Genomic DNA, 25,452 nt, shown 5'->3' on the forward strand with positions numbered 1-25,452 from the left:
AGCGGAGTTGACTGGCTGTCAATGAGCATTCCGAGCCTGTTTCAACGCAGCATGATCGCCGCGCAGGCACTTTTCGTACAAAGCCTAGAGCAGCTTGTCGAGGGTAATGGGGAAGTCCCGCACTCGCTTGCCAGTGGCGTGGTAAATCGCATTGGCCACCGCCGCGGCCACCCCGACGACACCGATTTCGCCGACGCCCTTGGACCCGAGCGCATTGACGATTTCGTCCTGTTCCTCGACGAAAATCACCTCGATGTCACCGATGTCGGCGCTGACCGGCACGTGATACTCCGCCAGGTTGTGGTTCATGTGACGCCCCAGGGCGTGATCGGTCAGGGTTTCTTCGTGCAGGGCCATGCCGACGCCCCACACCACGCCACCGAGAATCTGACTGCGGGCAGTTTTCGGGTTGACGACCCGGCCGGCGGCGATGGCGCTGACCACTCGGTTGACCCTCACCGTTCCCAAGTCCTCATCCACCCACACTTCGACAAACACCGCCGAGTGAGTGGCCGTGGCGTAGGCCTGGCGTTTTGCATCCGGCTCGGCGGTGACCTGAGCCTGCAACGGCGTCTCGCCACTTTTTTGCGCCAGCTCCGCTAACGCCACGCTCGCTTCGCCCAGCCGCAGTTGGCCATCGGCAAACGTCACTTGCTCAAGGGTCGCGCCACCGAAGGCCGGACAGGCCTGGCGGGCCACGGCCAGGAGTTTTTCCTTCAGCGCTTCACAGGCCTGCTGCACGGCGCTACCCACCGACGAGACGGTGAACGAACCACCCTGCAGCGGCGCAGTGGGCAGCGACGAATCCCCCAGGACAAACGTGACGTCCTCAAGGGGAACGCCTGACGCCTCGGCGGCAATCTGGGTCATGACTGTGTAGGTCCCGGTGCCGATGTCTGTGGTGGCGCTGCTGACGGTCAGCTTGCCATGCGTATCCAGAGAGGCTTGGGCGCTGGCCTTCTGCTGCATGGCTTCCCACACGCCACCGGCCATGCCCCAGCCGACCAGTTGCCGGCCTTCACGCATGCTGCGTGGTTCCGGGTTGCGCTTGTCCCAGCCGAAACGACGGGCACCTTGGGCATAACACTCACGCAGTTCCTTGCTGGAATACGGCTTGCCTTCGTTCTCGTTGCGTTCGGCGTAGTTGATCAAGCGCAGTTGGATCGGATCGATCGCCAGGGCACAGGCCAGTTCATCCATGGCGCATTCCAGTCCAATCAGCCCGAGGGCGGCACCGGGCGCGCGCATGTCCAAGGGCGTGTAGACGTCCAGCGGCACCAACTTATAGGTCAACGCCACGTTGTCGCAGTGATAAAGCATGCCGCTCCACTCCACCACGTGTTCGGTGAAGTCCTCGAAACGCGAGGTCTGGCCGATAGCGGTGTGCGCCACAGCCAGCAAGCGACCGTTGGCCGCCGCCCCCAGTTGCACGCGCTGGAGGGTTCGCGGCCGATAGCCAAAGGTGAACATCTGCTGGCGCGTCAGGCTGACCCGCACCGAGCGCTTGAGGGCCAGTGCCGCCATCACGGCCAACGGCAATTGATACTGCGGGCGCAGCCCGGAACCGAAGGCGCCGCCGATAAACGCGGCAAACACTCGCACCTGTTCTTTCTCCAGGCCGAAGACCTTTTGCACATAGGCTTGGCAGTTCTGCGTGCCTTGGGTCTTGTCGTGGATGTGCAGGCTGCCATCAGGCTGATACAACACGGTGGAGGCGTGTGGCTCCATCGGGTTGTGGTGTTCGACCGGCGTGCTGTAGGACACATCCACGCTGAGCGCGGAGCTGGCGTATTCACCCTGAAAATTCCCACGGGGCTTGGGCAGTTCGGCCGGTGCCGGATGGGCATCATATTGCAAGGTGATCAGATCGGTCTGATGCGCCTCGGCGTCGTATTCGATTTCCACCAGCGAACCGGCATACCGGGCCAGCTCAAGGTTTTCCGCCACCACCAGGGCCAGCGGCTGGCCGCTGTAGAGCACCCGGTCGTTGTACAACGGCCGGAACGGCGAGCCGTCCGCCGCATCGGCATCCTGGTAGGGCTCGTCGTAGCTGGCAATCCTTGGCCGGTTGGTATGGTCAATGACCGCGACCACGCCGGGCAGTGCCAGGGCTCGGGACGCATCGATGCGCACTACGCGACCACGGGCGACCGTACCGGAGACGACGCTGCCGTGCAGCAAGCCGTCCTCGGGGTATTCAGCGGCGTAACGGGCCTGGCCCGTCACCTTGAGCAGACCGTCGACCCGGTCCAGGGGTTGCCCTATGGATTTGCTCGGAGCGTTCATCAGGCGTGTCCTCCCTGGGGTGCGCAACCCAATGCGGCGTCACTCAAGGCACGGACAATCGCCCGGCGCGCCAGTCTGACTTTGAAGCCGTTGTGCTCCAACGGCTCGGCGTTTTGCAGCAGCGCGTCGGCAGCGGCGGTGAAGGTTTCGCGGCTGACGGTCTGCCCGGTCAGCCAGCTCTCCACGGCGTGGTCGCGCCAGGGTTTGTGCGCCACGCCCCCCAGGGCCAGGCGCGCCTGGCGAATCACCGGCCCGTCCAGCTCCAGCGCCGCCGCCACTGACACCAGCGCAAAGGCGTAGGAAGCGCGATCGCGGATCTTCAGGTAGTGGCTATGGTCGGCAAAACCGGCGGCAGGCAATTCGATAGCGGTGATCAGCTCATCGTCGGCCAGTTGGTTATCCCGCTCCGGGGCGTCGCCGGGCAGGCGATGGAAGTCGGCGAACTCGATGGTCCGCGCCCCACCCCGGCCCAGGACATGGACCACCGCTTCCAGGGCCGCCAAGGCCACGCACATGTCGGAGGGATGGGTGGCCACGCATTGATCGCTGGCACCGAAAATCGCGTGGATCCGGTTCAAACCGTTCCGGGCCGGGCAACCGCTGCCAGGTCGACGCTTGTTGCACGGTACGCTCGCGTCATAGAAGTAGTAACAGCGAGTGCGCTGCAGCAGGTTGCCGCCGGTGCTGGCCATGTTGCGCAGTTGGGGTGAGGCACCCGCCAGGATGGCCTGGGCCAGCAGTGGATAACGGCGCTCGATCCACGGGTGCCAGGCCAGGTCGGCATTGCTCACCAGGGCCCCGATCATCACCCCGCCGGAAGGGGTTTCACTGAGGTCCGCCAGGGGCAATCCGGTGATGTCGATCAGGTGCTCGGGACGGGTGATATTTTCCTTCATCAGGTCCAGCAGGTTGGTACCGCCGGCGATGAAGCGGGAAACCGGGCTCGACAAATCGACAGCGGCCTGCACGGTGTCGGGCTTGCTGTATTGGAAGGGATTCATTGATCACCTCCCTGCTGGCAAAGTGGCAGCGCTTCTTCGATGGCATCGCGAATGTTGGTGTAGGCGCCGCAGCGGCACAGATTGCCGCTCATCAGTTCGCTGATCTGCCCAGGGGTCTGCGCCCGGCCCTCGTTGGCCAAGCCCACCGCCGAGCAGATCTGCCCTGGCGTGCAATAACCGCACTGGAACGCGTCATGCTTGATGAAAGCCTGCTGCATGGGATGCAAGTGGTCGTCACTGGCCAGGCCTTCGACAGTGATCAGTTCGGCGCCGTCACACATGACGGCCAGCGTAAGACAGGCGTTGATCCGCTTGCCGTCGCGCAGCACCGTGCAGGCACCGCACTGGCCGTGGTCGCAGCCTTTCTTGCTGCCCACCAGGTCCAGTTGCTCGCGCAGCAGGTCCAGCAGCGTGGTCCAGGCCAGCACTTGCAACTCTCGCACCTGGCCATTGAGGGTCAGACGGATCGGATGACGGACGAAGGACGCCTGCGTCGCTTCGGACAGGGTCGCGCTCATGGAACACCTCACGGTTAGTCGTACTCGCGGCGTTTTGGAAAACCGCCGTCATAAGGGGTACGACTTCAGGGTAGGGGTGAGCGTTCAAGGCAAATGCGCGATGAAAGAATGCCAGCGTCTGCTTCGCAGCCGAGCGGGAGCAAGCTCCCTCGCCACAGGCCGATGTGGATCAAGCGTGTCAGGCCAGCAGCTCCGCCGCCACTACGTTCCTCACGCCCTTGCCACAGAGTTGCTCCGCCAGCGTCAAGGCAAACGCCAGGGCGGCGGCCGAGCCTTGGGCGGTGATGCAGTTGCCGTCCACCACCACGGGTTGATCGACGAAGCTGCAACCGGACAACTGCTGGCTCACTGCGGGCAGGCAGGTCATGCGGCGCTGGCGCAGGACGCCGGACGCCTGTAGCGCCAGGGCCGGGGCTTCGGCGATGGCGGCGAAGAAACGTCCGGTGGCGGCCTGGTCCTTGATCAGTTGTTGCAGCGGCTGATGGTTTGCCAGGTGTTGGGCACCGATGATGCCACCGGGCAGAACGATCAGGTCGAAATCCTGCACAAGCATGTCCACCAACATGCCGTCGGCGGTCAGGCGCGTGCCGCGGGCGCAGGTGAGCATGCGCCGTCCTTCGATGCTCGCCACCACGGTTTCGATCTGCGCTCGACGCAGCACGTCGATCAAGGTGACCGTCTGCAAGTCGTCGACACCCTCGGCGACAGCTATCAGGGCTCGGGGGATCTTGGTTCCAGGAATCATGGGCGCTCTCCGCTGGGTGATGCTTGTAGTGTAGGAGCTGCCGAAGGCTGCGATCCTTTGATATGCGCTTGGGATTCAAGCGTCGGGGGGAAAGATCGCAGCCTCGCTGCGCTCGGCAGCGCCTACAAGGGCCTGCGGCTATTTGATGTACAGCTGGGTCGACATCCGGTTGCCCGGTGCGTTGATCGACTGGTTGCTGAAGCTGAAAGTGCCCTCTTGCTTGCCCTTCAGGTCGAAGATATACACATAGCCGACGACCTTGGTCCGCACGGAGCAGTCATTGAGATTGCCATTGCTGTACGCGCACACCGGCGAGCGGGTGCCGTCGACTTCAAAGCCGTCCAGGGTGACATGGGGTTGACGGCCATAGCCGACCTCCAGCACATAGACCTTGATCGTCGGGCCGTGATCGCAACGCGTCTGCGCCTGCCCCGGGACGATGTCCTCGAAGCCGCAGGCCGGCGACTCGACCTTGAGCACCTTGACCTCGCTCAAGGGCGGCGCCGACGCGGCATGGGCGGCCTGGCCGGGCAACCACAGGCCCAGTGCGCACCCCACGACCGCTAGCAGCTTTTTATTCATCTGAAGCATAGAGACCTCCCGGAACCGCGCGCAGTATGGCCCACTTGGCGCGTTGGCAAAACATCGACGACGATCGCAGCCACAACGCTACGCTGCTGGTATGATGCGCGGCTTTTTCCGACCCGCAGAAAATTCCCGGGCGCCGCTGGCGACCTGTGCTTTGCTGTTGAGGTCGATACATTCACGGCGCCGGGCGCGCCACGGGGAGCAGACATGCTGGAAAGGCTGTTTCAACTCAAGGCACACAACACCAACGTGCGGACCGAGATCCTGGCGGGCGTCACGACGTTCCTGGCCATGGCCTACATCCTATTCGTCAACCCGAGCATCCTTGGCGAAACCGGCATGGACAAAGGGGCGGTGTTCGTCGCCACCTGCCTGGCGGCGGCCATTGGCTCCACGGTCATGGGCCTGATCGCCAACTACCCGATCGCCCTCGCACCGGGCATGGGCCTGAATGCCTTCTTCACCTACACCGTGGTCCTGCACATGGGCCATACCTGGCAAGTGGCGCTGGGCGCGGTGTTCATCTCCGCCGTGCTGTTCTTCCTGCTGTCGATCTTTCGCATCCGCGAGTGGATCATCAACAGCATCCCGCTGCCGCTGCGCTCGGCCATCGCCGCGGGTATCGGCCTGTTTCTGGCGCTGATCGCCCTGAACAATGCCGGCATCGTGGTGAAAAACCCGGCGACCATGGTCGGCCTCGGCGACTTGAAGCAACCGGCGCCGATCCTCGCGACCCTGGGTTTTGTCCTGATCGTCGCCCTCGAAGCCCTGAAAGTGCGCGGCGCGGTGCTGATCGGCATCCTGGCGGTCACCCTTGTCTCGATCCTGATGGGTTTCACTCCGTTCGGCGGCGTGATGTCCATGCCACCTTCCCTTGCTCCGACCTTCCTGCAACTGGACATCAAGGGCGCCCTGGACATCGGCCTGGTGAGCGTGATCTTCGCTTTCCTGTTCGTCGATCTGTTCGACAACTCCGGCACCCTGATCGGCGTCGCCAAGCGCGCCGGGCTGATGGGCAAGGACGGCCACATGCCGAAGATGGGCCGTGCGCTGATCGCCGACAGCACCGCCGCCATGGCCGGTTCGCTGCTGGGGACCTCCACCACCACCAGTTACATCGAATCGGCTGCGGGCGTCAGCGCCGGCGGGCGCACCGGCCTGACCGCCATCGTGGTGGCGATCCTGTTCATGCTGGCGCTGTTCTTCTCGCCACTGGCCGCCAGCGTCCCGCCTTTCGCCACCGCGCCGGCCTTGCTGTTCGTCGCCGTGCTGATGACCTCGGGCCTGGCGGAAATCGACTGGGACGACATCACCGTCGCCGCCCCGGTGGTGGTCACCGCCCTGGCGATGCCATTCACCTACTCCATCGCCAACGGCATCGCCTTCGGTTTCATTGCCTGGACCGCCATCAAACTGGTGTCTGGTCGTGGCCGTGAGCTGAACCCGGCGCTGGTCATTCTGTCGATCCTGTTCGTGATCAAGTTGGGTTGGTTCAACGCATGACTTTTGATTCCCAGGCCTACGCCGCTCAGTTGCAGGACAAGGTCACCCGCTTGCGTGACCTGTTGGCCCCGTTCGAGGCACCGGAACCCGCGGTGTTCGATTCGCCCCTGAAAAACTTTCGCCTGCGGGCCGAGTTCCGCCTGTGGCGCGAGGCCGGTGAACGGCATTACGCGATGTTCTCCCAGGACGACAAGCACACGCCGATCCTCATCGAGGAATTTCCCATCGCCAGCCTGCGCATCAACCAGTTGATGCCACAACTCAAGGCCGCCTGGCAGGCCAGCGCGCCCCTGAGCCATAAGCTGTTCCAGGTGGAGTTCCTGACCACCCTGGCGGGGGACGCGATGATCACCCTGTGTTATCACCGTCCGCTGGACGAGCACTGGCACGCTGCCGCCTCGAAACTGGCAACCGACCTGGGCGTGAGCATCATTGGCCGCTCCAAGGGCAAGCGGGAAGTGATCGGCCATGACTATGTGGTGGAGAAACTCGAAGTGGGCGGCCGCACGTTCAGCTATCGCCAGCCCGAAGGTGCCTTCACCCAGCCCAACGGCACGGTGAACCAGAAGATGCTCAACTGGGCCTACGAGGCATTGGGGGAGCGCACCGACGACCTGCTGGAGTTGTACTGCGGCAACGGCAACTTCACCCTGCCCCTGGCCACCCGCGTGCGCAAAGTGCTGGCCACCGAAATCAGCAAGACCTCGGTGAACGCCGCCCTGAGCAACCTCAGTGAAAACGCTGTGGATAACGTCACGCTGGTGCGCCTGTCAGCCGAAGAGCTGACCGAAGCCCTGAACGAAGTCCGGCCGTTCCGCCGCCTGCAGGGCGTCGACCTGAAAAGCTACGAATTCGGCAGCGTCTTCGTCGACCCGCCTCGCGCCGGCATGGACCCGGATACCTGCGAGCTGACCCGGCGCTTCGACAATATCCTGTACATCTCCTGCAACCCTGACACCCTCGCCGCGAACATCACGCAACTGAACGACACCCACCGCATCACGCGCTGCGCGTTGTTCGATCAATTTCCTTGGACCCATCATATGGAATCCGGGGTGTTGTTGACTCGGCGGTAAGTCCTTCCTTTTGAGATGAAGGATTACCCTGTGGCGAGGGGATTTATCCCCGCTGGGCTGCGAAGCAGCCCCCAAGCTCTTCAGTCTTGCAAAAGCTGCGAGCGCTGCGCACTCGAGCGGGGATAAATCCCCTCGCCACAATTGCCCCTCACATCGGCAATGACCCTTGTTCGATCATCGAACACTTAATCGCTATGGGCGCCGGCTTTATTTGACCAAATTAACCATCTAGTACAATTTATCTCCACCGGCTGAAACCCCGCCGACACCAACAATAAAAATGTGGAGAAATTGCGATGCCTCCGATCGTTCTGGTGCTCAACGGCCCGAACCTGAACCTGCTCGGCACCCGCGAGCCGGCAACCTACGGCCATGAAACCCTGGCCGACATCTCGGCACTGTGTGGCCACGCCGCTGAAGAATTCGGCTTGGCGGTGGAGTTTCGCCAGACCAATCAGGAAAGCGAGCTGCTGGACTGGATTCACGGCGCCCGGGGCCGGTGCGCCGGTATCGTCATCAACCCGGCGGCCTGGACCCACACCTCCGTGGCGATCCGCGACGCCCTGGTGGCCAGCGAAGTACCGGTCATCGAAGTCCACCTGTCCAATGTCCACGCCCGCGAAACATTCCGCCATCACTCCTTCGTCTCATCCGTCGCCATTGGCGTGATGTGCGGGTTTGGCAGCCACGGTTATCGCCTGGCCCTTGAACATTTCAGTCAGCGGTTGAAGGGTTGATGTCCATGTCGAATATCACTGTACTGGCCGGCCTGATCGGTGCGGGCATCCAAGCGTCTCGCACGCCTGCACTGCATGAGCAGGAAGGCGATGCCCAAGGCATGCGTTACCTCTATCGGCTGATCGACCTCGACGCGCTGAAACTCGACAGCGGCGCCCTGGCTGACTTGCTGGTGGCCGCCGAACGCATGGACTTCACCGGCCTGAACATCACCTTCCCCTGCAAGCAGGCGATCATCCCGCTGCTGGATGAGTTGTCGCCCGAGGCCCGCGGCATCGGCGCGGTCAATACCGTGGTGCTCAAGGACGGCAAGCGCATCGGCCACAACACCGACTGCCTGGGGTTCGCCGAAGGTTTTCGCCGTGGCCTGGGGGATGTGGCGCGCCAGCGCGTGGTCCAGATGGGCGCTGGTGGCGCTGGCGCGGCGGTGGCCCATGCGCTGCTGCTGGAGGGCGTGCAAATCCTGAGCATTTTTGATGTCGAGGTCAGCCGTGCCGAGGCGCTGGCCAACAACTTGAACCAACACTTCGGCCCAGGCCGCGCTCGCGCCGGCCATGACCTGCCCACCGCCCTGGCCGAGGCCGACGGCCTGGTGAACACCACGCCCATGGGCATGGCGAAACTACCGGGCATGCCGGTGCCGGTCGAGCTGTTGCGGGGCAACCTGTGGGTCGCGGAAATCGTCTACTTCCCACTGGAAACCGAACTGCTGCGCAACGCCCGCGCCATCGGCTGCCGCACCCTGGATGGCGGCAATATGGCGGTGTTCCAGGCGGTGAAGGCGTTCGAACTGTTCAGTGGCGTGGCGCCGGATGCGCAACGGATGCTGGAACACTTCCAGAGCATGAACCACTAAAGCCTGGTGATAATCCCTTGTGGGAATGACTTGTAGGAGCGAGCTTGCTCGCGATGACGGTGTGTCGGTCGCAATCGGTGTGGCTGATCGACCGCTATCGCGAGCAAGCTCGCTCCCACACCAGCTCGCTCCCACAAGGGTCCGGGTCAGGGCTGGAGGTAGCGCAACACCGACTCACAAACCATCCGCCGATGCCGCTGCTTGACCGCTTCGTCCGACAGGTCGATCTGAAAGATCTCACCGAACGTCTGGCGGTTGGACACCCGGTAGAAACAGAACGAGCTGATCAGCAGGTGTATATCCAGCGGCTCGAGGCCGGCACGGAACACGCCCTCTTCGGCGCCGCGACGCAGGATCACACCCAGGGAATCGAGGATGGTGCTGGTCATCGCCTTGATCGTGCCTGACTGCTTCACGTACTCGGCGTTGTGGATGTTCTCGATGCAGACGATGCGCACGAAACCTACGTTGCGGTCGTGGTGGTCGAAGGTGAACTCCACGAGGCGCCGGATCGCGTCGACCGGCGCCAGTTCCGCCAGGTGCAAGCGGCTCTCGGTGGTGCGGATATCCCCGTAGAGTTTTTCCAGCACCTCGACGTACAACTGCTCCTTGCTGCCGAAGTAGTAGTAGATCATGCGCTTGGAAGTATGGATGCGCTCGGCGATGGCATCGACCCGGGCGCCGGCCAGGCCTTGCTGGACGAACTCGACGATGGCTTCCTGAAGAATGTTTTCCCGGGTCTTTTCCGGGTTGTTCTTGCGACTCTTGCGCGGCGTGGCGACGGGTTCGTCAAGCGCTGCGGAAAGCTCTGGATTCATAGTCATTGCGGGGCTCACGGCCATCACTGCACAGGCTGGCGATTATGGGCCGCACCGTGCACTGAAGGAAGCCACGACACGGCCCATTACCACCGCGTTTACGATTTCCCTACAACTTGGCGTGCCGCAAGCCACCGCTGCGGGACTTGGCCATGGCCGCCAGGCGCACCGCGACGTTGGCGGCGCCATAACCGGCGTAACCGTTCTTGCGCTGGATGATCTCAAAGAAAAACCGCCCCTCGAACGGCTCGGTGTAAACGTGGAACAGCTCGCCGCCCTGGGCGTCGCGGTCGTACAGTACGTTGAAATAGGCCAGTTCGCTTAGGAACTCGTCATCGAAATCGAAACGCGCCGCCAGGTCGTCGTAGTAATTGAGCGGGATGTCCAGCAACGGCACGCCCGCCTCTTTGGCACGACTGACCTGGGCGAAGATGTCATCGCAATCAAAGGCGATGTGATGCACGCCGGAGCCGCGATAACTCGACAGCGCGTGTGAGATCGCGGTGTTGCGGTTCTCGGAAATGTTCAGCGGCAAGCGGATCGAACTGCAGCGGCTGCGCAGCGCACGGCTTTTCACCAGGCCATAGGGGTCGGGCAAGACGACTTCGTCGTCGGCCTCGAAATCCAGCAGACTCTTGTAGAACAGCACCCAACTGTCGAGGCTGTCGGCCGGCAGCGCCATTGCCATGTGGTCGATGCGCTTGAGCCCGGCCCCGATGACAGCCCCCGGCTGCAGGTTGAAATCGGTGCCGTAGACGTCGGCTTCCTGGTCCACCAGGTAGATCAGGCTGCCGTCCGGTGCGCGCACCGCCGCCAGCTCCAGCTCGTTGGGCCCCACCAGCCCGCGGTAGGGTTGGCCCTTGTAGGCAACGGCCCGCGCCAAGGCGCTGGCACTGTTTTTCACGCGCACGGCGGTGGCGCACAACGAAGGCCCGTGGGCTTCGAAAAAACTGTGGGCGAAGGAGTACGGTTCGCTGTTGAGGATCAGGTTGATATCGCCCTGGCGCAGCAGGCTGACATTCTTCGAACGGTGCTGGCCGGCCTTGACGAACCCCAGCCGCTCCAGCCAATGGGAGAGCTTGGCACCGAGGCTATCGTCCACGGCGAACTCGAGGAATTCGATGCCGTCATATTCGCTGGCCGGCGGGGTGGCGAACAGAATGTCGGCATTGCCAACGACGCTCGCTTCTTCGGCCAGGCGCTGGCGGGTCTTTTCTTCCAGGTACAGCAGCGAACGCAGGCCGTCGGCGGCATTGGCCCGTGGCGGCGCGGCGCGGAAGCCATCGTTGAAGATCTCCAGCGACAGCGGCCCGGTATAACCACTCTTGATGATCGGCGCCAGGAACCCCGGCAAATCGAATTCGCCCTGCCCCGGGAAACAACGGAAATGTCGGCTCCACTCCAGGACATCCATGGCCAGGATTGGCGCATCGGCCATTTGCACGAAAAAAATCTTCTCGCCAGGGATCTCGGCGATCGCACTCGGATCGCCCTTGAGGGACAAGGTATGGAAGCTGTCGAGCAACACGCCAAGGCTGGGGTGATCGGCCTGGCGCACAATGTTCCAGACCTGTTGATACGTATTGACGTGGCGGCCCCAGGCCAGCGCTTCGTAACCGATACGCAAGCCCCGCGCACCGGCCCGCTCGGCCAGCAGGCGCAGGTCATCGATCAGGATCCGTTCATCGCCGACGCTGTCGGCCGAGGCGTTGCTGCACACCAGCACCAGATCGGTGCCCAGTTCCTGCATCAAGTCGAACTTGCGCTCGGCCCGCTCCAGGTTGCGCGACAGGCGATCGCGACGGCAGCCTTCGAAGTCACGAAACGGTTGGAACAAGGTGATGGCAATGCCCAGGTCGGCGCACATCTGCCTGATTTCCCGCGGGCTGCCATCGTAATAGAGGAGGTCGTTCTCGAAGATTTCCACCCCGTCAAAACCGGCGGCGGCAATGGCTTCGAGTTTTTCCGGCAAGGTACCGCTCAAGGATACGGTGGCAATGGAACGCTGCATGACGTCGGCTCCCGGGACAGGCATCGGCTACAAAAGGTGCGCCGCTTTTGAAAGAGTCAGTCGATTATTGTGCTGCCGGTTTCTTTCAGCAATTTAATATGTACCATCCGGTTAGTTTTTTGGGCGATTATCGAACAAAATGCCGATTGCCGAATTGACGATTTTTTGCTCACTGCGCACCATCGCTCCCCACATCGACGCAGGCGCTGCTCGCCAACCTCGATGGACAGACCCAGACCAACCATAAGAATTTCAAAAACGGGTACACGCTATGATTCCTTCCCAAAGTTCCCGCCTGGCCCCTGGCCTGAGTGCCTCCACCGGCGGCGTCGGAGACAAGATCCGCGGCGCCATGGCCGTGGGCAAGACCCGTTGGGGCATGCTCGCCCTGGTGTTTTTCGCCACCACCCTGAACTACATCGACCGCGCCGCCCTGGGCGTCATGCAGCCGATCCTGGCCAAGGAAATGAGCTGGACGGCGATGGATTACGCCAACATCAACTTCTGGTTCCAGGTCGGTTATGCCGTCGGCTTCGTGTTGCAGGGGCGGTTGATCGACCGGATCGGCGTCAAGCGCGTGTTCTTCTGCGCCGTGCTGCTCTGGAGCCTGGCGACCGGCGCCCATGGCCTGGCGACCTCGGCGGTGGGCTTCATGATCTGCCGCTTCATCCTCGGCCTCACCGAAGCCGCCAATTACCCGGCCTGCGTCAAGACCACCCGGCTGTGGTTCCCGGCGGGCGAACGGGCCGTGGCCACCGGTATTTTCAATGCCGGGACCAACGTTGGCGCGATGTTCACCCCGATGCTGCTGCCGCTGGTCCTGCACGCGTGGGGCTGGCAGGCCGCGTTCCTGTGCATGGCCGCCCTGGGCGGGGTCTGGCTGCTGTTCTGGGGCCTGAAATACTTCAACCCCGAAGACCACCCCAGCGTCAAACAGTCGGAGCTGGACTACATCCAGGCCCAGGACGAACCGGACCAGGTCCGCGTACCGTTCTCACGCATCCTGCGCATGCGCGGCACCTGGGCGTTCGCCCTGGCCTACTCGATCACCGCGCCGGTGTTCTGGTTCTATCTCTATTGGTTGCCGCCGTTCCTGAACCAGCAATACAACCTGGGCATCAACGTGACCCAGATGGGCATCCCGCTGATCATCATCTACCTCACCGCCGACTTCGGCAGCGTGGGCGGCGGGATCCTGTCTTCGTTCCTGATCGGTCGCGGCCTCAATCCGATCAAGGCGCGACTGGTGTCCATGCTGCTGTTCGCCTGCTGCATCATCGGCGTGATCATGGCCGCCGGCGCGAGCAACCTGTGGATGGCGGTGTTCGCCATTTCCCTGGCCATCGGCGCGCACCAGGCCTGGACCGCCAACATCTGGAGCCTGGTGATGGACTACACGCCCAAGCACATGATGAGTACGGTGTTCGGCTTTGGTGGCATGTGCGCGGCCATCGGCGGGATGTTCATGACCCAGTTGGTAGGCCACATCCTCACGATCACCAACAACAACTACACCGTACTGTTCACCCTGATTCCGGCGATGTACTTCATTGCCCTGACCTGGCTGTACTTCATGGCGCCGCGCAAGGTGCCGACCCTGGAAAACTGATTCCAGTCAGCCCGGATCATTCATCCAACGGTGGGAGCAAAACCACTGCTGTGGAAATGACTCTCTACTGTGGGAGCAAGGCTTGCCCGCGATACAGGCGCCTCGGTTCATCAAGGACCGCATCGCCCTCATCGCGGGCAAGCCTTGCTCCCACAATCGATCCCTCCACAATTCCGTGCTAAACCCGCCGCTGCTGCCACGCCGCCGCCAACCCACTCAAGCAGATCAGGGCGATGCCCACCACGGTGGTCAGCGTCGGCGTATGGCTGAAGAACAACCAGCCCAGCAGGCCGGCAAACACGATCTGGCAATACCCGAACGGCGCGAGCAGCGCCGGGGCGGCAAAGCGAAAGGCCTGGGTCAGCATCAGGTGCGCCGTCATCCCGCAGGCCCCCAGCGCCAACATCATCACCCCGTGCATCAGGCTCGGCACTTGCCAGAAGAACGGCACCAGCGCGCTCATCACCAACGTGTTACACAGGCCGGCGAAGAAATTGCTGGTGGTCGGGCTGTCGATCTCGCTGAGCTTGCGCGTGAGCAGTTGGTAGAAACAGAAAAACAACGCCGAACAGAAAGGCAACAACACCGCCGGGGTGAACAGATCGCCACCGGGATGGACGATGATCAACACCCCGATAAAACCGAAGATCACCGCGATCCATTGACCGCGCGTCACGTGTTCGCCCAGCAACGGCACCGACAACGCGGTCACCAGCACGGGCGCGAGGAAGTTGACCGCCGTCGCCTCCGCCAGTGGGATGAACATCAATGCCGTGGTAAAAAACAGACTGGTGCCCAGCAGGCACAACGCCCGGGCCAACTGCCACAACGGGCGCTTGGTACGTAGCACCCGCAGCCCCGAACGCGGCAGGAAGATACCCGCCATCAACAAGGTGTGCACCACGTAACGGGCCCAGACCACCATGATGATCGGATAAAAACCCGACAGATATTTGGACAATGCGTCATGACTGGAGAACAGGAACGTTGCGACCAGAATAAGCACGATGCCCTTGAAAGCCTGATTGACGCCGGAGAGCGGTGTGCTGACGGTCATGAGGGAAACCTGCGTTGCTTGATGTAGGGGCCGTGACGCACGTTGCAGTTATTGAGCCCGCGAGCATGCCGATAAGTTCTGAATCCGAAGTGTAATGAAAATTCCGGCGCCAGGCAGGATTGACTCACCGCTGAACCAAAACCCGTGTCCGTTGCCTGACAGCTCAAGCGCGACGCGCACCTTGGGCGCCTAAAAGCTAGACTCACCGCCACAGCAGTCATTTTTAGCAGGGTCATTCAGAGGAATTCCCACATGTTATGGAGAAAAGGTCGCCGCAGTGACAACGTGGTGGACGCCCGTGGTGACGGTGGGGGCGGTGGCGGAATGCGCTTCGGTGGCGGCAAGGGACTGAGCCTGACCGCCATTATCCTGATCGTCGGCATTGGCTGGATCACTGGCCAGGACCCGATGCAGATTCTCGGGCAACTGGCCGGGCAGATGGACCAGTCCGCGCCTGCCACTTCACAAACCCGCCAGGCGCCACCGGCCAACGATGAACAGGCCGAGTTCGTGCGCTCGATCCTCGGCGATACCGAAGACACCTGGGGCCAGGTTTTCCAACAGGCCGGACGCCAGTACCAACAACCCAAACTGGTGTTGTTCAGCGGTCGAGTCAACTCGGCCTGCGGCCTGGCCTCCTCGGCGACCGGTCCGTTCTATTGCCCGGCGGACCGCCAGGTCTACCTGGACATGAGCTTCTTCAAGGAAATGTCCCAACGCTTCGCCGCTGCGGGCGATTTCGCCCAGGCCTACGTCATTGCCCACGAAGTCGGCCACCACGTGCAGACGCTGCTGGGTGTATCGGCGAAGATCCAGGAAGCCCGCCAGCAAGGCCGGCAGATGGAAGGCGACGGCGGCTTGTTGGTGCGCCAGGAATTGCAGGCCGATTGCCTGGCCGGCGTCTGGGCCAACCATGCGCAAAAACGCCTGAACTGGCTGGAGCCGGGGGACATCGAGGAGGCCTTGACCGCCGCCAACGCCATCGGCGATGACCGCTTGCAGCAACAAGGCCAGGGCCGCGTAGTGCCGGACTCCTTCACCCACGGCACTTCGGCGCAGCGGGTGCGCTGGTTCAAGACCGGCTTCGCCCAGGGCCAGGTCAGTCAGTGCGACACATTCGCGGCGAGAAACCTGTAGATGAAGTGGGGAACATTGATCGGGCTGGTGCTGTGCTGCGCCGTCGCCCAGGCCGAGGAACACGGCGTCAACGTGGTCGCCCAAGGGCGCCTGCAACTCAAGGGCGGCGCCATGGCCGTCGCCGTCAGCCCGCCCCCGGCGTCCATCCAGCGCGTGCTGATCATCCTCCATGGTCGGCTGCGCAATGCCGAGACCTACCTGCACAGCGCCGAAAAGGCTGCCGAACAGGCCGGGCAACAAGGCACGACCCTGATCATCGCCCCGCAATTCCTCAACGAGCAGGACGTGGCTCGCCACACATTGCCCAATGAGCTACTGCGCTGGAAGGGCAACGACTGGATGGCCGGTGGCTTGTCCACAGGGCCCCATCCAGTCAGTTCCTTCCAGGTCCTCGACGACATCGTCGCGCGGGTCAGTGACCGGCAGCAGTTTCCGGAAGTGAAGGAGATCGTCATCGCCGGCCATTCCGGCGGCGCCCAGGTTGTGCAGCGCTATGCCCTGCTCGCCCAAGGCCAGTACCGGATCAATCCGCGGTTTGTCATCGCCAACCCGTCGTCCTATGCCTACTTCGATGCCCAACGGCCCATGGCCTTCGACCCCGCCAGTTGCCCTGGTTTCAATCGCTGGAAATACGGTCTGCAGGACCTGCCCGCCTATGCCGCCGGACAGACGCCCGCCCGCCTGGAGGAGAACTACGTCAAACGCGACATCGTTTATCTGCTTGGGCAGCAGGACGTCGACCCGGAGCATCCGGCGCTGGACAAGGGCTGTGAAGCGCAAACCCAAGGACCCTACCGGCTATTGCGTGGGCATTTCTTTTTCGACTACCTGACCCGGCGTCATCCCGTGGGGCTGAACCAGCGGCTGATCGAAGTGCCGGGGGTTGGGCATAACGGCAATGGGATGCTGACTTCGCCTGAGGGGTTGAAGGTGTTGTTTGGGCAGTAAGCTTTGTGTCGACTAGGAAGGCCCTTTCGCGAGCAAGCCCGCTCCCACAAAGTTTTCCGCATTGCCGCATATCCACTGTGGGAGCGAGCTTGCTCGCGATAGCGGCTAGCCAGCCAATACTCATCTCAAGCCCAAAGCATCCGCCGCAACTCAACACAATCGCGCGCATGCCAGTCCGTCAGCTCCGGCCATGGATTGTCCGGCAGGTTCACCAACACCGTCCGCGCCCCCGCCGCCCGCCCGCAGTCCAGGTCGAAGCGGTAGTCCCCCACCATCACCAGCGTGTCCGGCGCCACGTTCCAGGCCTCGGCCAGTTTCAACAGGCCACCAGGATGTGGCTTGGGCGGTGCCTCGTCGCGGCCCAGCACATCCTCCACGGCGAAACAGTCCGCCAGGCCAATGGCCTCCAGGGTCACGTGGGCCAGTTCGCGGGCGTTGCGGGTCAGGATCCCCAGGCGATAGCCGCGCCCGGCCAGCTCTCGCACCAACTCGACCGCGCCAGGCGCAGGCTTGGAGCCCAGCGCCAGGTCCCGTTCGTGTTCCAGCAACCAGGCATGTTTGGCCGCCGCTTCCTCAGCGGGCAACCCTGCCAGATGGGTGAGGATGTCGTCTTCGGCCGGAATCGCCAGGGCCACGCGGATTGCCGCGAAGTCATGCACGGCGATGGTCAGCGTGCCATCCATGTCGAATACCCAGTGACGAACCTCGGACAGGCTCATGCCCAGTCCTTGCGGTGGCGAATCAGGCCTTCCTGGGTGACCGAAGCCACCAGTTGCCCGGCGCGGTTGAACACGCTGCCCCGGGAGAATCCACGGGAATTGCCGGCCCACGGGCTGTCCATGGCGTAGAGCAACCAGTCATCGGCGCGCAAGTCGGCATGGAACCACAAGGCGTGATCAAGGCTGGCGACCTGCATATCCTTGTGCCACACCGATTTGCCATGGGGCAGCAGCGAAGTGGTCAGCAGGCCGAAGTCCGAGGCGTAGGCCAGCAGGTATTTATGCAAGGCCGGCGAATCCGCCAGGGCGCCATCGGCACGAAACCACACGTATTTCACCGGGTCGGCCAGCTGTGGGTTGTAAGGGTCTTTTTCAGTGACCGGGCGCACCTCGATCGGCTTGGGGCACAGCAGTTTTTCGCGCATGTGCTCGGGCAGCAGGTGCGCGCGCTGCTGGGTCAGTTCCAGCTCGGACGGCAGGTTTTCCGGCCCGACCACTTGCGGCATGGTGCTCTGGTGCTCAAAGCCCTGTTCGTCATACTGGAACGACGCACTGCAGGTGAAAATCGGGTTGCCCTTCTGGATCGCCGTCACCCGGCGGGTGCTGAAGCTGCCACCGTCACGCACCCGGTCCACCTGGTACACCACCGGCAGCGCGGCATCCCCCGGACGCAGGAAATAACCGTGCATCGAATGCACATGGCGCGCCTCTTCCACGGTCTGGCTGGCCGCCGACAACGACTGGCCCAGCACCTGGCCGCCGAACAACTGGCGAAACCCCAGATCCTGGCTGCGACCGCGAAACAGGTTCTCTTCGATCGGTTCCAGGGTCAGCAGGTCGACCAGATCTTCCAAAACGTGGCTCATTCAGACTTTCCTCACACAGCGCAATGACCGCGCAGTCTACGCTGCGGCGGTGGATCGATTGTTGGCCCGGGGCCATTTGGTAGGCATTGTAAACGTCCGTGTCGGCTAACCGTGCAGAGTCTGCAACCACTGCTCACGATTGATGCGATAAAGCACATGGTGACGCAATGGATGACCGACGGCGAGTGTCGGGTGCTCGAAGTCGTCCGCCGGGTCGTGATGCATGCCAATGGCCTGCATGACCTTTTGCGAGGGCAGGTTATCGACGGCGGTGAACGCCACCACTTCGTCCAGCGTCAACTGGTCGAAGGCACAACGCAGGGCGGTCCACGCCGCTTCGCTGGCATACCCCAGGCCCCAGTGCTCCCGGGCCAGGCGCCAGCCGATTTCGATGGCCGGCGTGAACGGCGCGTCGAACCCGACCACACCGAGCCCGGTAAAGCCGATGAAGTCCCCTGTGTCCTTGCGCTCCAGCGCCCACAGACCAAAACCATGCTCGGCGAAATGCCCCCGCACGCGACCGATCAGGGCGGCGCTTTCCAGGCGGCTCAGGCGCTCCGGGAAATAACGCATCACCTGCGGGTCGGCGCACATGGCGGCAAATTCCGGCAAGTCATCATCGCGCCACTGCCGCAAGAGCAACCGTGCGCTTTCCAGTTCCAGTATCGGCTCCATATTCACTCCCTTTCCATGCCCCAGAGTCTACATCGCTGGTAGGATCCGTCACTCAATCACCGCTGAAAACACCATGCCGCTGCCGCTGATCTATCACGAAGACTACAGCCCCGAATTCCCGGCGGAACACCGTTTCCCCATGGACAAGTTTCGCCTGCTGCGCGATCACCTGGTGGACAGCGGCCTGACCCGCGACGCGGACCTGTTGCGCCCGGCGCTGTGTCCGCCGGACATCCTCGCCCTGGCCCACGACCGTGCCTATATCGAACGCTACATGGGCGGCGAGTTGTCCCGCGAAGACCAACGGCGACTTGGCCTGCCCTGGAGCGAGGCCCTGGCCCGCCGAACGGTGCGTGCCGTGGGCGGTTCGCTGTTGGCGGCCGAACAAGCCCTTGAACACGGACTGGCCTGTCACTTGGCCGGCGGCACCCATCACGCCCACTACGACCACCCGGCCGGGTTCTGCATTTTCAATGACCTGGCGGTGATCAGCCGCTATTTCCTGGCCAGCGGTCGGGTCTCGCGGGTGCTGATTTTCGATTGCGATGTGCATCAGGGCGACGGCACTGCCCGAATACTCCATGACACCCCGGACGCCGTGACAGTTTCCTTGCACTGCGAAAAGAATTTTCCCGCACGCAAGGCGCACAGCGATTGGGACATTCCCCTGCCGATGGGCATGGAGGACGCCGCCTACCTGAAGGTGGTGGACGACGCCCTCAACTACCTGCTGCCGCTCTACCAGCCGGACCTGGTGCTGTATGACGCCGGCGTCGACGTACACAAGGACGACGCCCTCGGCTACCTGAAACTGACCGACGAAGGCCTCGCCGCCCGGGACGAGAGCGTCATGCGCCATTGCCTGAGCCGCGACATCCCGGTGGTCGGCGTGATCGGCGGTGGCTACAGCAAGGACCGCCAGGCCCTGGCTCGCCGCCACGGGATCCTGCACCACAGCGCACAAAGGGTCTGGACGTCATCAGGTTGTCACTGAAACCTGGGCGTTACCCACAATGCCTGTGGAGCGGCCTGTGGATAACCTGAGCGAAACGGCCTACAGGCTATGTTGCCTATAGCTTGCAGGAGCTTGGCTGTTTTTTGATCAGAGTTCTCAACAACGCCTACCGGCCCAATTGTGGGAGCGAGCTTGCTCGCGATAGCGAAGGGTCAGCTACATCAATGCCGCTGACACACCGCTATCGCGAGCAAGCTCCCTCCCACACGGATCTGTGCTGGTAGAATGCCCCGCCTACCCCTGCCCCCACAGTTCAAATCATGACCTCGACCGCCAAACCATCCTCCTCAAACATCGCCATCATCGGCGGCGGCCCCGCCGGCCTGATGGCCGCCGAGGTGTTGAGCCAGGCCGGCCTGCGAGTCGACCTGTACGAAGGCATGCCATCGGTGGGCAGGAAATTCCTGCTGGCCGGCGTGGGCGGCATGAACATCACCCACTCCGAAGCCTTTCCGGCTTTTCTGGCCCGCTACGCCGAACGCGCGCCAAACCTCGCGCCGCTGTTGCGGGCATTCGGGGCGGATGAGTTATGCACATGGATCCACGGGCTGGGCATCGACACCTTTGTCGGCAGCTCCGGGCGGGTATTTCCTACCGACATGAAGGCCGCCCCGCTGTTACGCGCCTGGCTCAAGCGCCTGCGCGATGCTGGCGTGGTGATCCACACGCGTCATCGCTGGCTCGGCTGGAACCCGGATGGCAGCTTGCGCATCGCCTCCCCGGAAGGCGACAAAACCCTGCACCCCAAGGTCACCTTGCTGGCGTTGGGCGGCGGCAGTTGGTCGCGCCTGGGCTCCGACGGCGCCTGGATGCTAGCGCTGGAACAGCGCGGCGTAGCCCTGGCGCCACTGCAACCCAGCAACTGTGGGTTCGAGGTAGAGGCCTGGAGCGACCTGATGATCAGCAAATTCGCCGGGGCCCCGCTCAAGAACATCGCCATGGGCCTGAACGACGATGTACCGCGCCTCGGCGAATGCGTGCTCACCGCCACCGGCCTCGAAGGTAGCCTGGTCTATGCGCTGTCGGCAACGATTCGCGAAGCGATCAACCAACATGGCAGCGCGACCATTCACCTGGACCTGTTGCCGGGCCGGCCTGTGGATAAAATCCTCCAGGCCCTGAGCAAACCACGCGGCTCACGCTCGATGGCCAAGCACTTGCACAGCCAGTTGGGGCTCGACGGCGTCAAGGCGGCGCTGTTGCGCGAGCTCACGCCGGCCGAGTGTTTCGCTGACCCGGCGCGGCTGGCCCAGGCCATCAAGGCCTTGCCGGTCACCCTGGTGAAGCCCCGCCCCTTGGACGAAGCCATCAGCAGCGCCGGTGGCGTGACGTTCCAAGCCCTGGATGAACGCCTGATGCTCAAGCAAGTGCCCGGGGTTTTCTGCGCCGGTGAAATGCTCGACTGGGAAGCGCCGACCGGCGGCTACCTGCTCACGGCCTGTTTTGCCAGCGGCCGAGCAGCGGGATTGGGAATGGTGGAGTGGCTACAGCGCAAGGGTTGAAGACCGAGGCGCACCCATCGCGAGCAAGCTCGCTCCCACATTTAACGCAATTCTTCTGACAGAACCCGATCAACTGTGGGAGCGAGCTTGCTCGCGATAGCGATTTATCAGACCTGGCAGGTCATCAAGGCTTACGCTTACGCGGCCCGGTATTGAACACCGGCACCTTGCGCACCGGCTTGACCGAAGGCTCCACCGGCGCCGCATCGCCGCTGTCCACCCACTTGCCCAGGTTGCGCTTGCCGCCCCCCCCGGAGGCTTTCGGTTTCTTCGGCTTTTTCGGCTTCTTGATCACCTGGCCGCTGGCATCGGTGTCCGGCACGCGGTGCTCAGGCTCGAAGTCTTGTTCCATCTGGCGAGGCAATGTCTGACGGGTCAACATCTCGATGGCTGACAGCAAATTCACTTCATCGGCGCAGACCAGGGAAATCGCCTGCCCGGTAGCGCCCGCCCGGCCGGTACGGCCGATGCGGTGGATGTAGTCCTCGGCCACGATCGGCAGGTCGAAGTTCACCACCAACGGCAAATCCTCGATGTCCAAGCCACGGGCGGCGACGTCGGTGGCGACCAGGATCTGCACTTCGCTGGCCTTGAAGCGGTCCAGCGCACGTTGGCGGGTGGCCTGGGGTTTGTCACCGTGGATACCGTCGGCGTTGACCCCCAGGCCCTGGAGTTTTTCCACCAGCGCATCGACGCCGTTGCGGGTCTTGGCGAATACCAGCACCTGCTTCCACTTGTGCTTGCGCATCAGGTGCACGAACAATTCCGCCTTGCGCTTCTTGTCCACCGTCACCACCCATTGCTTGACGGTGTTGGCAGCCACGTTGCGCGGGCTGACTTCAATGCTCAGCGGATCATTGAGCATCTGCCCGGCCAGCAGGCGGATCGCATCGGAAAAGGTCGCCGAGAACAGCAGGGTCTGGCGTTTCTTTGGCAGGGCCTTGTAGATATTCGCCAGCTCCTCGGAGAAACCCAAGTCGAGCATGCGGTCGGCTTCGTCCAGCACCAACGTCTGCAGCTGATTGAACTTCAGCGCATTCTGGCGGAACAGATCGAGCAAGCGACCCGGCGTGGCGACCAGCAGGTCGACGCCTTTGCGCAGCTTCATCATCTGCGGGTTGATGCTGACACCGCCGTACACCGCGTAGGTGCTCAGCGGCAGGTTTTGCGCGTACTGACGCACGCTTTCATGGACCTGCTCAGCCAGCTCGCGGGTCGGCACCAGGATCAACGCCCGCACCGAGTTGGCCGCGACCTTCGGCCCTTCGGTGGTCAGCAACTGCAACAGCGGCACCGCAAAGCCGGCGGTCTTGCCGGTGCCGGTCTGGGCCGCGGCCATCAGGTCGCGACCGGCGAGCACTGCCGGCATGGCTTGGGCCTGAACCGGAGTCGGGGTCTGGTAGCCGAGCGTCTCGAGGGCGCGCAGCAAGGGTTCGATCAGGCCAAGGGTGGCGAAAGTCATGGAAATACCGTAGGAAAAATCAGCGCATGGTGTGCAATGCGCGGCAGTTTACCCTAAATCAGGAGACGGCCGGCGCAGGCTTGGGTTTGCGCCACTGCGGCAAGCCGATCAACACCACCGCACTGATGATCACCAGCATCGCCAAGGCCTCCTCGATGCCGATGGTTTCACCGGCGAATACGATGCCCAGCAACACCGCCACGGCCGGGTTGACGTAGGCATAGCTGGTGGCCGCCGCCGGACGCACATGCTTGAGCAGGTACATGTAGGCGTTGAAGGCGATGATCGAACCGAACAAGGTCAGGTACACCAGCGCGAACCAACCCTCCAGCGGCGGCATGCTGTCCAGGTGTTCACCGCTGGCCACGCTGCCGATCAACAGCACCACACCGCCCACCAGCATTTCCACGGCACTGGCCATCGCCCCGGCCGGCAACGGCAGGTGTTTGCTCAGCACCGAGCCGAAGGCCCAGGAGGCCGCCGCGAACACCAGCAACGTCGCCCCCAACGGGCTGGATTGCAGATTGGAACCGAGGTTGAGCATGGCGATGCCGATCAACCCCAGCACAATCCCCGCCCATTCCAGACGGGTATTACGCGCACCCCAGAAATATCCGCACAGCAGGGTAAACAAAGGCACCGTCGCCACCGCCAACGCCGCGACCCCGGACGCCACTCCGGTGTGCTCGGCCACACTGACCGCACCGTTACCGAAACTGAGCAACAGCACGCCAATGATGGCCCCGGCCTTCCACTGCGCCCAGGTCGGCGCCGGCGCCCCGCGCCAGCGCAGGAAGCCGTACATCAGCGAACCGGCCAACACAAAACGAATCCCGGCCAGCAACAGCGGCGGCCAATGCTCCACACCGATACGAATCACCAGGTAGGTCGAACCCCAGATGACGTACAAGGCAAAGAAAGCAGCGATCAATGGCAGGGGAAAACGGCGTGGGCCAGGCATGTTCAGCTCGAAGTCAGGACAATGAGAGACGCTATTCTAGAAAGGCGACAGGCGGAAATTAAGCTACAAAACCTGTTTATCCAGGCCATACACTTTTCAAAACACGGCGATCAGCGCTATAAAGCGCGCTTTCGAAAGTCGCGCCGACAGGAAGCCAAACCGTGGATAAATACGACCGCATGTTGCTCAGCGCGCTGTTGGAAAACGGTCGTGCGTCCTACGCCGAACTGGCCCGCAAAGTGAACCTGTCAGCCCCCGCCGTGGCCGAACGGGTCAGCAAACTGGAAGCCAGCGGTGTCATCACCGGTTATCAAGCCAAAGTCGACATGGCGAAGATCGGCCTGCCGGTGCAGTGCGTCATCGAACTGCGAATGAACCAGCACGGCAACCAGAAGACCTACGACGAACTGTACAAGATCCCACAACTGACCGAATGCCACCGGGTCACCGGGGATCCGTGCGTGATCATGCAAGCGGCGGTTGGCTCGATGCCCGAGCTGGAAGAGCTGATCAACCGCATTGCCAAGTTCGGCTTCAGCAAGACGTCGATCGTGCTGTCCAGCGCCATTGAAAAGCGCGTGCCGTTGGGGCAGTTGGAAGGCAATGGGAAATGACACTGATCAACTGTGGGAGCGAGCTTGCTCGCGATGGCGGAGTGTCAGTCACCGAGAGGCTGGCTGATCCGACGCTATCGCGAGCAAGCTCGCTCCCACAGTTGTCCGGCGGTGTGTTCAGAAACCGCGATGACGCTTGAGATGCTCGTTGATCTTCGCCGCCGGCACTTTCTGCAAACTGCATAGCAAATCATGGGACAACTCCCGCAACCCATGCTTTTGCCGCAGCTGCGAAGCCAGGTGCGCGGTGAGGTTGGCGGCCATTTCGGCGTCGGCCATGGCCCGGTGGGCCTGGCCAGTGTGGGGCAAGCCGGCGAACGCATTGAGCGTGCCGAGCTTGTGGTTCGGCGCCGCCGGCATCAGGCGCCGGGCCAGCAACAGTGAGCAGGCAAAATTCTGCAAGCGGGTGCGTTTGATACGTCCCAGCTCGAAATCCCAGAACTTCTGGTCGAACGCGGCGTTGTGGGCCAGCAGTGGCGTGATGCCGACGAACTCGTTGACCTCGTTCATGACCTTTTCCGCCGAGGGTGCGCTGCGCAGCATGGCGTTGCTGATCCCGGTCAGTTGCTCGATAAACGCAGGGACGCGCACACCGGCATTCATCAGGCTCTGGTAGCGGTCGACGATCCGGCCTTGCTCGAGCATCACCACCGCGATCTCAGTGGCCCGGCAACTGCTGCTCGGAGTGATCCCGGTGGTTTCAAAGTCGATGACTGCGATGCGTTCCAAACCTTTTTAACTCCGTGA

General features: G+C 62.7%; 24 protein-coding genes. 10 read left to right on the forward strand and 14 right to left on the reverse strand.

The features are described 5' to 3' along the window. Positions 1 to 84: 84 nt before the first annotated feature. The 5 genes from BM321_RS18955 to BM321_RS18975 form a co-directional block, all read right to left on the reverse strand. Entirely contained in the window at positions 85 to 2,286 is a 2,202-nt protein-coding gene (locus BM321_RS18955) for a xanthine dehydrogenase family protein molybdopterin-binding subunit (protein ID WP_092443982.1), read from the reverse strand. Then, complete coding sequence (locus tag BM321_RS18960; RefSeq protein WP_092443983.1) at positions 2,286 to 3,287, reverse strand: FAD binding domain-containing protein; 1,002 nt, start codon at positions 3,285 to 3,287, stop codon at positions 2,286 to 2,288. Before BM321_RS18960 ends, BM321_RS18955 begins: the two co-directional genes overlap by 1 nt. Next, on the reverse strand, positions 3,284 to 3,805 hold the full coding sequence (locus tag BM321_RS18965) for a (2Fe-2S)-binding protein (protein WP_092443985.1): 522 nt from the start codon (positions 3,803 to 3,805) through the stop codon (positions 3,284 to 3,286). The genes BM321_RS18960 and BM321_RS18965 overlap by 4 nt, the downstream gene beginning before the upstream one ends. Positions 3,806 to 3,983: 178 nt before the next feature. Then, positions 3,984 to 4,550: a DJ-1 family glyoxalase III gene (locus tag BM321_RS18970; RefSeq protein WP_092443987.1), complete on the reverse strand. Its 567-nt coding sequence runs from the start codon at positions 4,548 to 4,550 to the stop codon at positions 3,984 to 3,986. Positions 4,551 to 4,688: 138 nt separating this feature from the next. After that, complete coding sequence (locus tag BM321_RS18975; protein WP_092443989.1) at positions 4,689 to 5,141, reverse strand: DUF4879 domain-containing protein; 453 nt, start codon at positions 5,139 to 5,141, stop codon at positions 4,689 to 4,691. A gap of 204 nt (positions 5,142 to 5,345) precedes the next feature. Between BM321_RS18975 and BM321_RS18980 the strand changes: the two genes are divergently transcribed. From BM321_RS18980 to BM321_RS18995, 4 genes are all read left to right on the forward strand, one after another. Then, positions 5,346 to 6,641, forward strand: a complete 1,296-nt coding sequence (locus tag BM321_RS18980) for an NCS2 family permease (protein WP_092443991.1) — start codon at positions 5,346 to 5,348, stop codon at positions 6,639 to 6,641. Continuing rightward, positions 6,638 to 7,717: a tRNA (uridine(54)-C5)-methyltransferase TrmA gene (gene trmA, locus BM321_RS18985; protein WP_092443993.1), complete on the forward strand. Its 1,080-nt coding sequence runs from the start codon at positions 6,638 to 6,640 to the stop codon at positions 7,715 to 7,717. The genes BM321_RS18980 and trmA overlap by 4 nt, the downstream gene beginning before the upstream one ends. Before the next feature lie 296 nt (positions 7,718 to 8,013). Continuing rightward, positions 8,014 to 8,454, forward strand: coding sequence for a type II 3-dehydroquinate dehydratase (aroQ, locus tag BM321_RS18990; RefSeq protein WP_092332956.1), 441 nt, complete (start codon positions 8,014 to 8,016; stop codon positions 8,452 to 8,454). Between the two features lie 5 nt (positions 8,455 to 8,459). Next, the gene (locus BM321_RS18995) at positions 8,460 to 9,311 is read left to right on the forward strand and encodes a shikimate dehydrogenase (protein ID WP_371856638.1); all 852 of its coding nucleotides are present in this window, start codon (positions 8,460 to 8,462) and stop codon (positions 9,309 to 9,311) included. Between the two features lie 146 nt (positions 9,312 to 9,457). Here BM321_RS18995 and BM321_RS19000 read toward each other — a convergent pair whose 3' ends face one another. Beyond that, entirely contained in the window at positions 9,458 to 10,135 is a 678-nt protein-coding gene (locus tag BM321_RS19000; protein ID WP_092332952.1) for a TetR/AcrR family transcriptional regulator, read from the reverse strand. 103 nt (positions 10,136 to 10,238) lie between these two features. Beyond that, the gene (gene quiC, locus BM321_RS19005) at positions 10,239 to 12,140 is read right to left on the reverse strand and encodes a 3-dehydroshikimate dehydratase QuiC (RefSeq protein ID WP_092443997.1); all 1,902 of its coding nucleotides are present in this window, start codon (positions 12,138 to 12,140) and stop codon (positions 10,239 to 10,241) included. A 271-nt stretch (positions 12,141 to 12,411) separates the two neighbouring features. Between quiC and BM321_RS19010 the strand changes: the two genes are divergently transcribed. Further along, positions 12,412 to 13,749 (forward strand): MFS transporter, encoded by a 1,338-nt coding sequence (locus BM321_RS19010; protein WP_092443999.1) that lies wholly within the window; start codon positions 12,412 to 12,414, stop codon positions 13,747 to 13,749. A 178-nt stretch (positions 13,750 to 13,927) separates the two neighbouring features. Here BM321_RS19010 and BM321_RS19015 read toward each other — a convergent pair whose 3' ends face one another. After that, positions 13,928 to 14,806 (reverse strand): DMT family transporter, encoded by an 879-nt coding sequence (locus BM321_RS19015; RefSeq protein WP_092444001.1) that lies wholly within the window; start codon positions 14,804 to 14,806, stop codon positions 13,928 to 13,930. A gap of 252 nt (positions 14,807 to 15,058) precedes the next feature. Between BM321_RS19015 and BM321_RS19020 the strand changes: the two genes are divergently transcribed. Both BM321_RS19020 and BM321_RS19025 read left to right on the forward strand, forming a co-directional pair. Further along, a complete protein-coding gene (locus BM321_RS19020; protein WP_092332946.1) occupies positions 15,059 to 15,943 on the forward strand; it encodes a KPN_02809 family neutral zinc metallopeptidase in 885 nt (294 codons plus the stop codon). Next, complete coding sequence (locus tag BM321_RS19025; RefSeq protein ID WP_092332944.1) at positions 15,944 to 16,891, forward strand: alpha/beta hydrolase; 948 nt, start codon at positions 15,944 to 15,946, stop codon at positions 16,889 to 16,891. Positions 16,892 to 17,016: 125 nt separating this feature from the next. Here the strand turns inward: BM321_RS19025 and BM321_RS19030 are convergent, their stop codons facing one another. The 3 genes from BM321_RS19030 to BM321_RS19040 all read right to left on the reverse strand — a co-directional run bounded on the left by BM321_RS19030 (position 17,017) and on the right by BM321_RS19040 (position 19,151). Next, positions 17,017 to 17,610, reverse strand: a complete 594-nt coding sequence (locus BM321_RS19030) for an HAD family hydrolase (RefSeq protein WP_092444003.1) — start codon at positions 17,608 to 17,610, stop codon at positions 17,017 to 17,019. Next, positions 17,607 to 18,476 (reverse strand): acyl-CoA thioesterase II, encoded by an 870-nt coding sequence (gene tesB, locus BM321_RS19035; protein WP_092444005.1) that lies wholly within the window; start codon positions 18,474 to 18,476, stop codon positions 17,607 to 17,609. Before tesB ends, BM321_RS19030 begins: the two co-directional genes overlap by 4 nt. 105 nt (positions 18,477 to 18,581) lie before the next feature. After that, positions 18,582 to 19,151: a GNAT family N-acetyltransferase gene (locus tag BM321_RS19040; RefSeq protein ID WP_092332940.1), complete on the reverse strand. Its 570-nt coding sequence runs from the start codon at positions 19,149 to 19,151 to the stop codon at positions 18,582 to 18,584. A 73-nt stretch (positions 19,152 to 19,224) separates the two neighbouring features. Between BM321_RS19040 and BM321_RS19045 the strand changes: the two genes are divergently transcribed. Both BM321_RS19045 and BM321_RS19050 read left to right on the forward strand, forming a co-directional pair. Then, positions 19,225 to 20,145, forward strand: a complete 921-nt coding sequence (locus tag BM321_RS19045; RefSeq protein WP_092444007.1) for a histone deacetylase family protein — start codon at positions 19,225 to 19,227, stop codon at positions 20,143 to 20,145. A 281-nt stretch (positions 20,146 to 20,426) separates the two neighbouring features. Beyond that, positions 20,427 to 21,668 (forward strand): TIGR03862 family flavoprotein, encoded by a 1,242-nt coding sequence (locus BM321_RS19050; protein ID WP_092444009.1) that lies wholly within the window; start codon positions 20,427 to 20,429, stop codon positions 21,666 to 21,668. 124 nt (positions 21,669 to 21,792) lie between these two features. On the opposite strand, the gene BM321_RS19055 is transcribed toward BM321_RS19050, so the two are convergent. Both BM321_RS19055 and yedA read right to left on the reverse strand, forming a co-directional pair. Beyond that, positions 21,793 to 23,130, reverse strand: a complete 1,338-nt coding sequence (locus tag BM321_RS19055) for an RNA helicase RhlE1 (RefSeq protein ID WP_092258415.1) — start codon at positions 23,128 to 23,130, stop codon at positions 21,793 to 21,795. A gap of 58 nt (positions 23,131 to 23,188) precedes the next feature. Further along, positions 23,189 to 24,091 carry a drug/metabolite exporter YedA gene (gene yedA, locus BM321_RS19060; protein ID WP_092444011.1) on the reverse strand — a complete coding sequence of 301 codons (903 nt, stop codon included), beginning with the start codon at positions 24,089 to 24,091 and terminating at the stop codon, positions 23,189 to 23,191. Positions 24,092 to 24,252: 161 nt separating this feature from the next. On the opposite strand from yedA, the gene BM321_RS19065 reads away from it, so the two are divergent. Further along, positions 24,253 to 24,705: an Lrp/AsnC family transcriptional regulator gene (locus BM321_RS19065; RefSeq protein WP_092444013.1), complete on the forward strand. Its 453-nt coding sequence runs from the start codon at positions 24,253 to 24,255 to the stop codon at positions 24,703 to 24,705. Positions 24,706 to 24,822: 117 nt separating this feature from the next. Here BM321_RS19065 and BM321_RS19070 read toward each other — a convergent pair whose 3' ends face one another. Continuing rightward, complete coding sequence (locus BM321_RS19070; RefSeq protein ID WP_057451857.1) at positions 24,823 to 25,434, reverse strand: 3'-5' exonuclease; 612 nt, start codon at positions 25,432 to 25,434, stop codon at positions 24,823 to 24,825. Positions 25,435 to 25,452 lie beyond the last annotated feature (18 nt).

The organism is Pseudomonas sp. NFIX10 (assembly GCF_900111955.1).
GTDB classification, from domain to species: Bacteria; Pseudomonadota; Gammaproteobacteria; order Pseudomonadales; family Pseudomonadaceae; genus Aquipseudomonas; species Aquipseudomonas fluorescens_AA.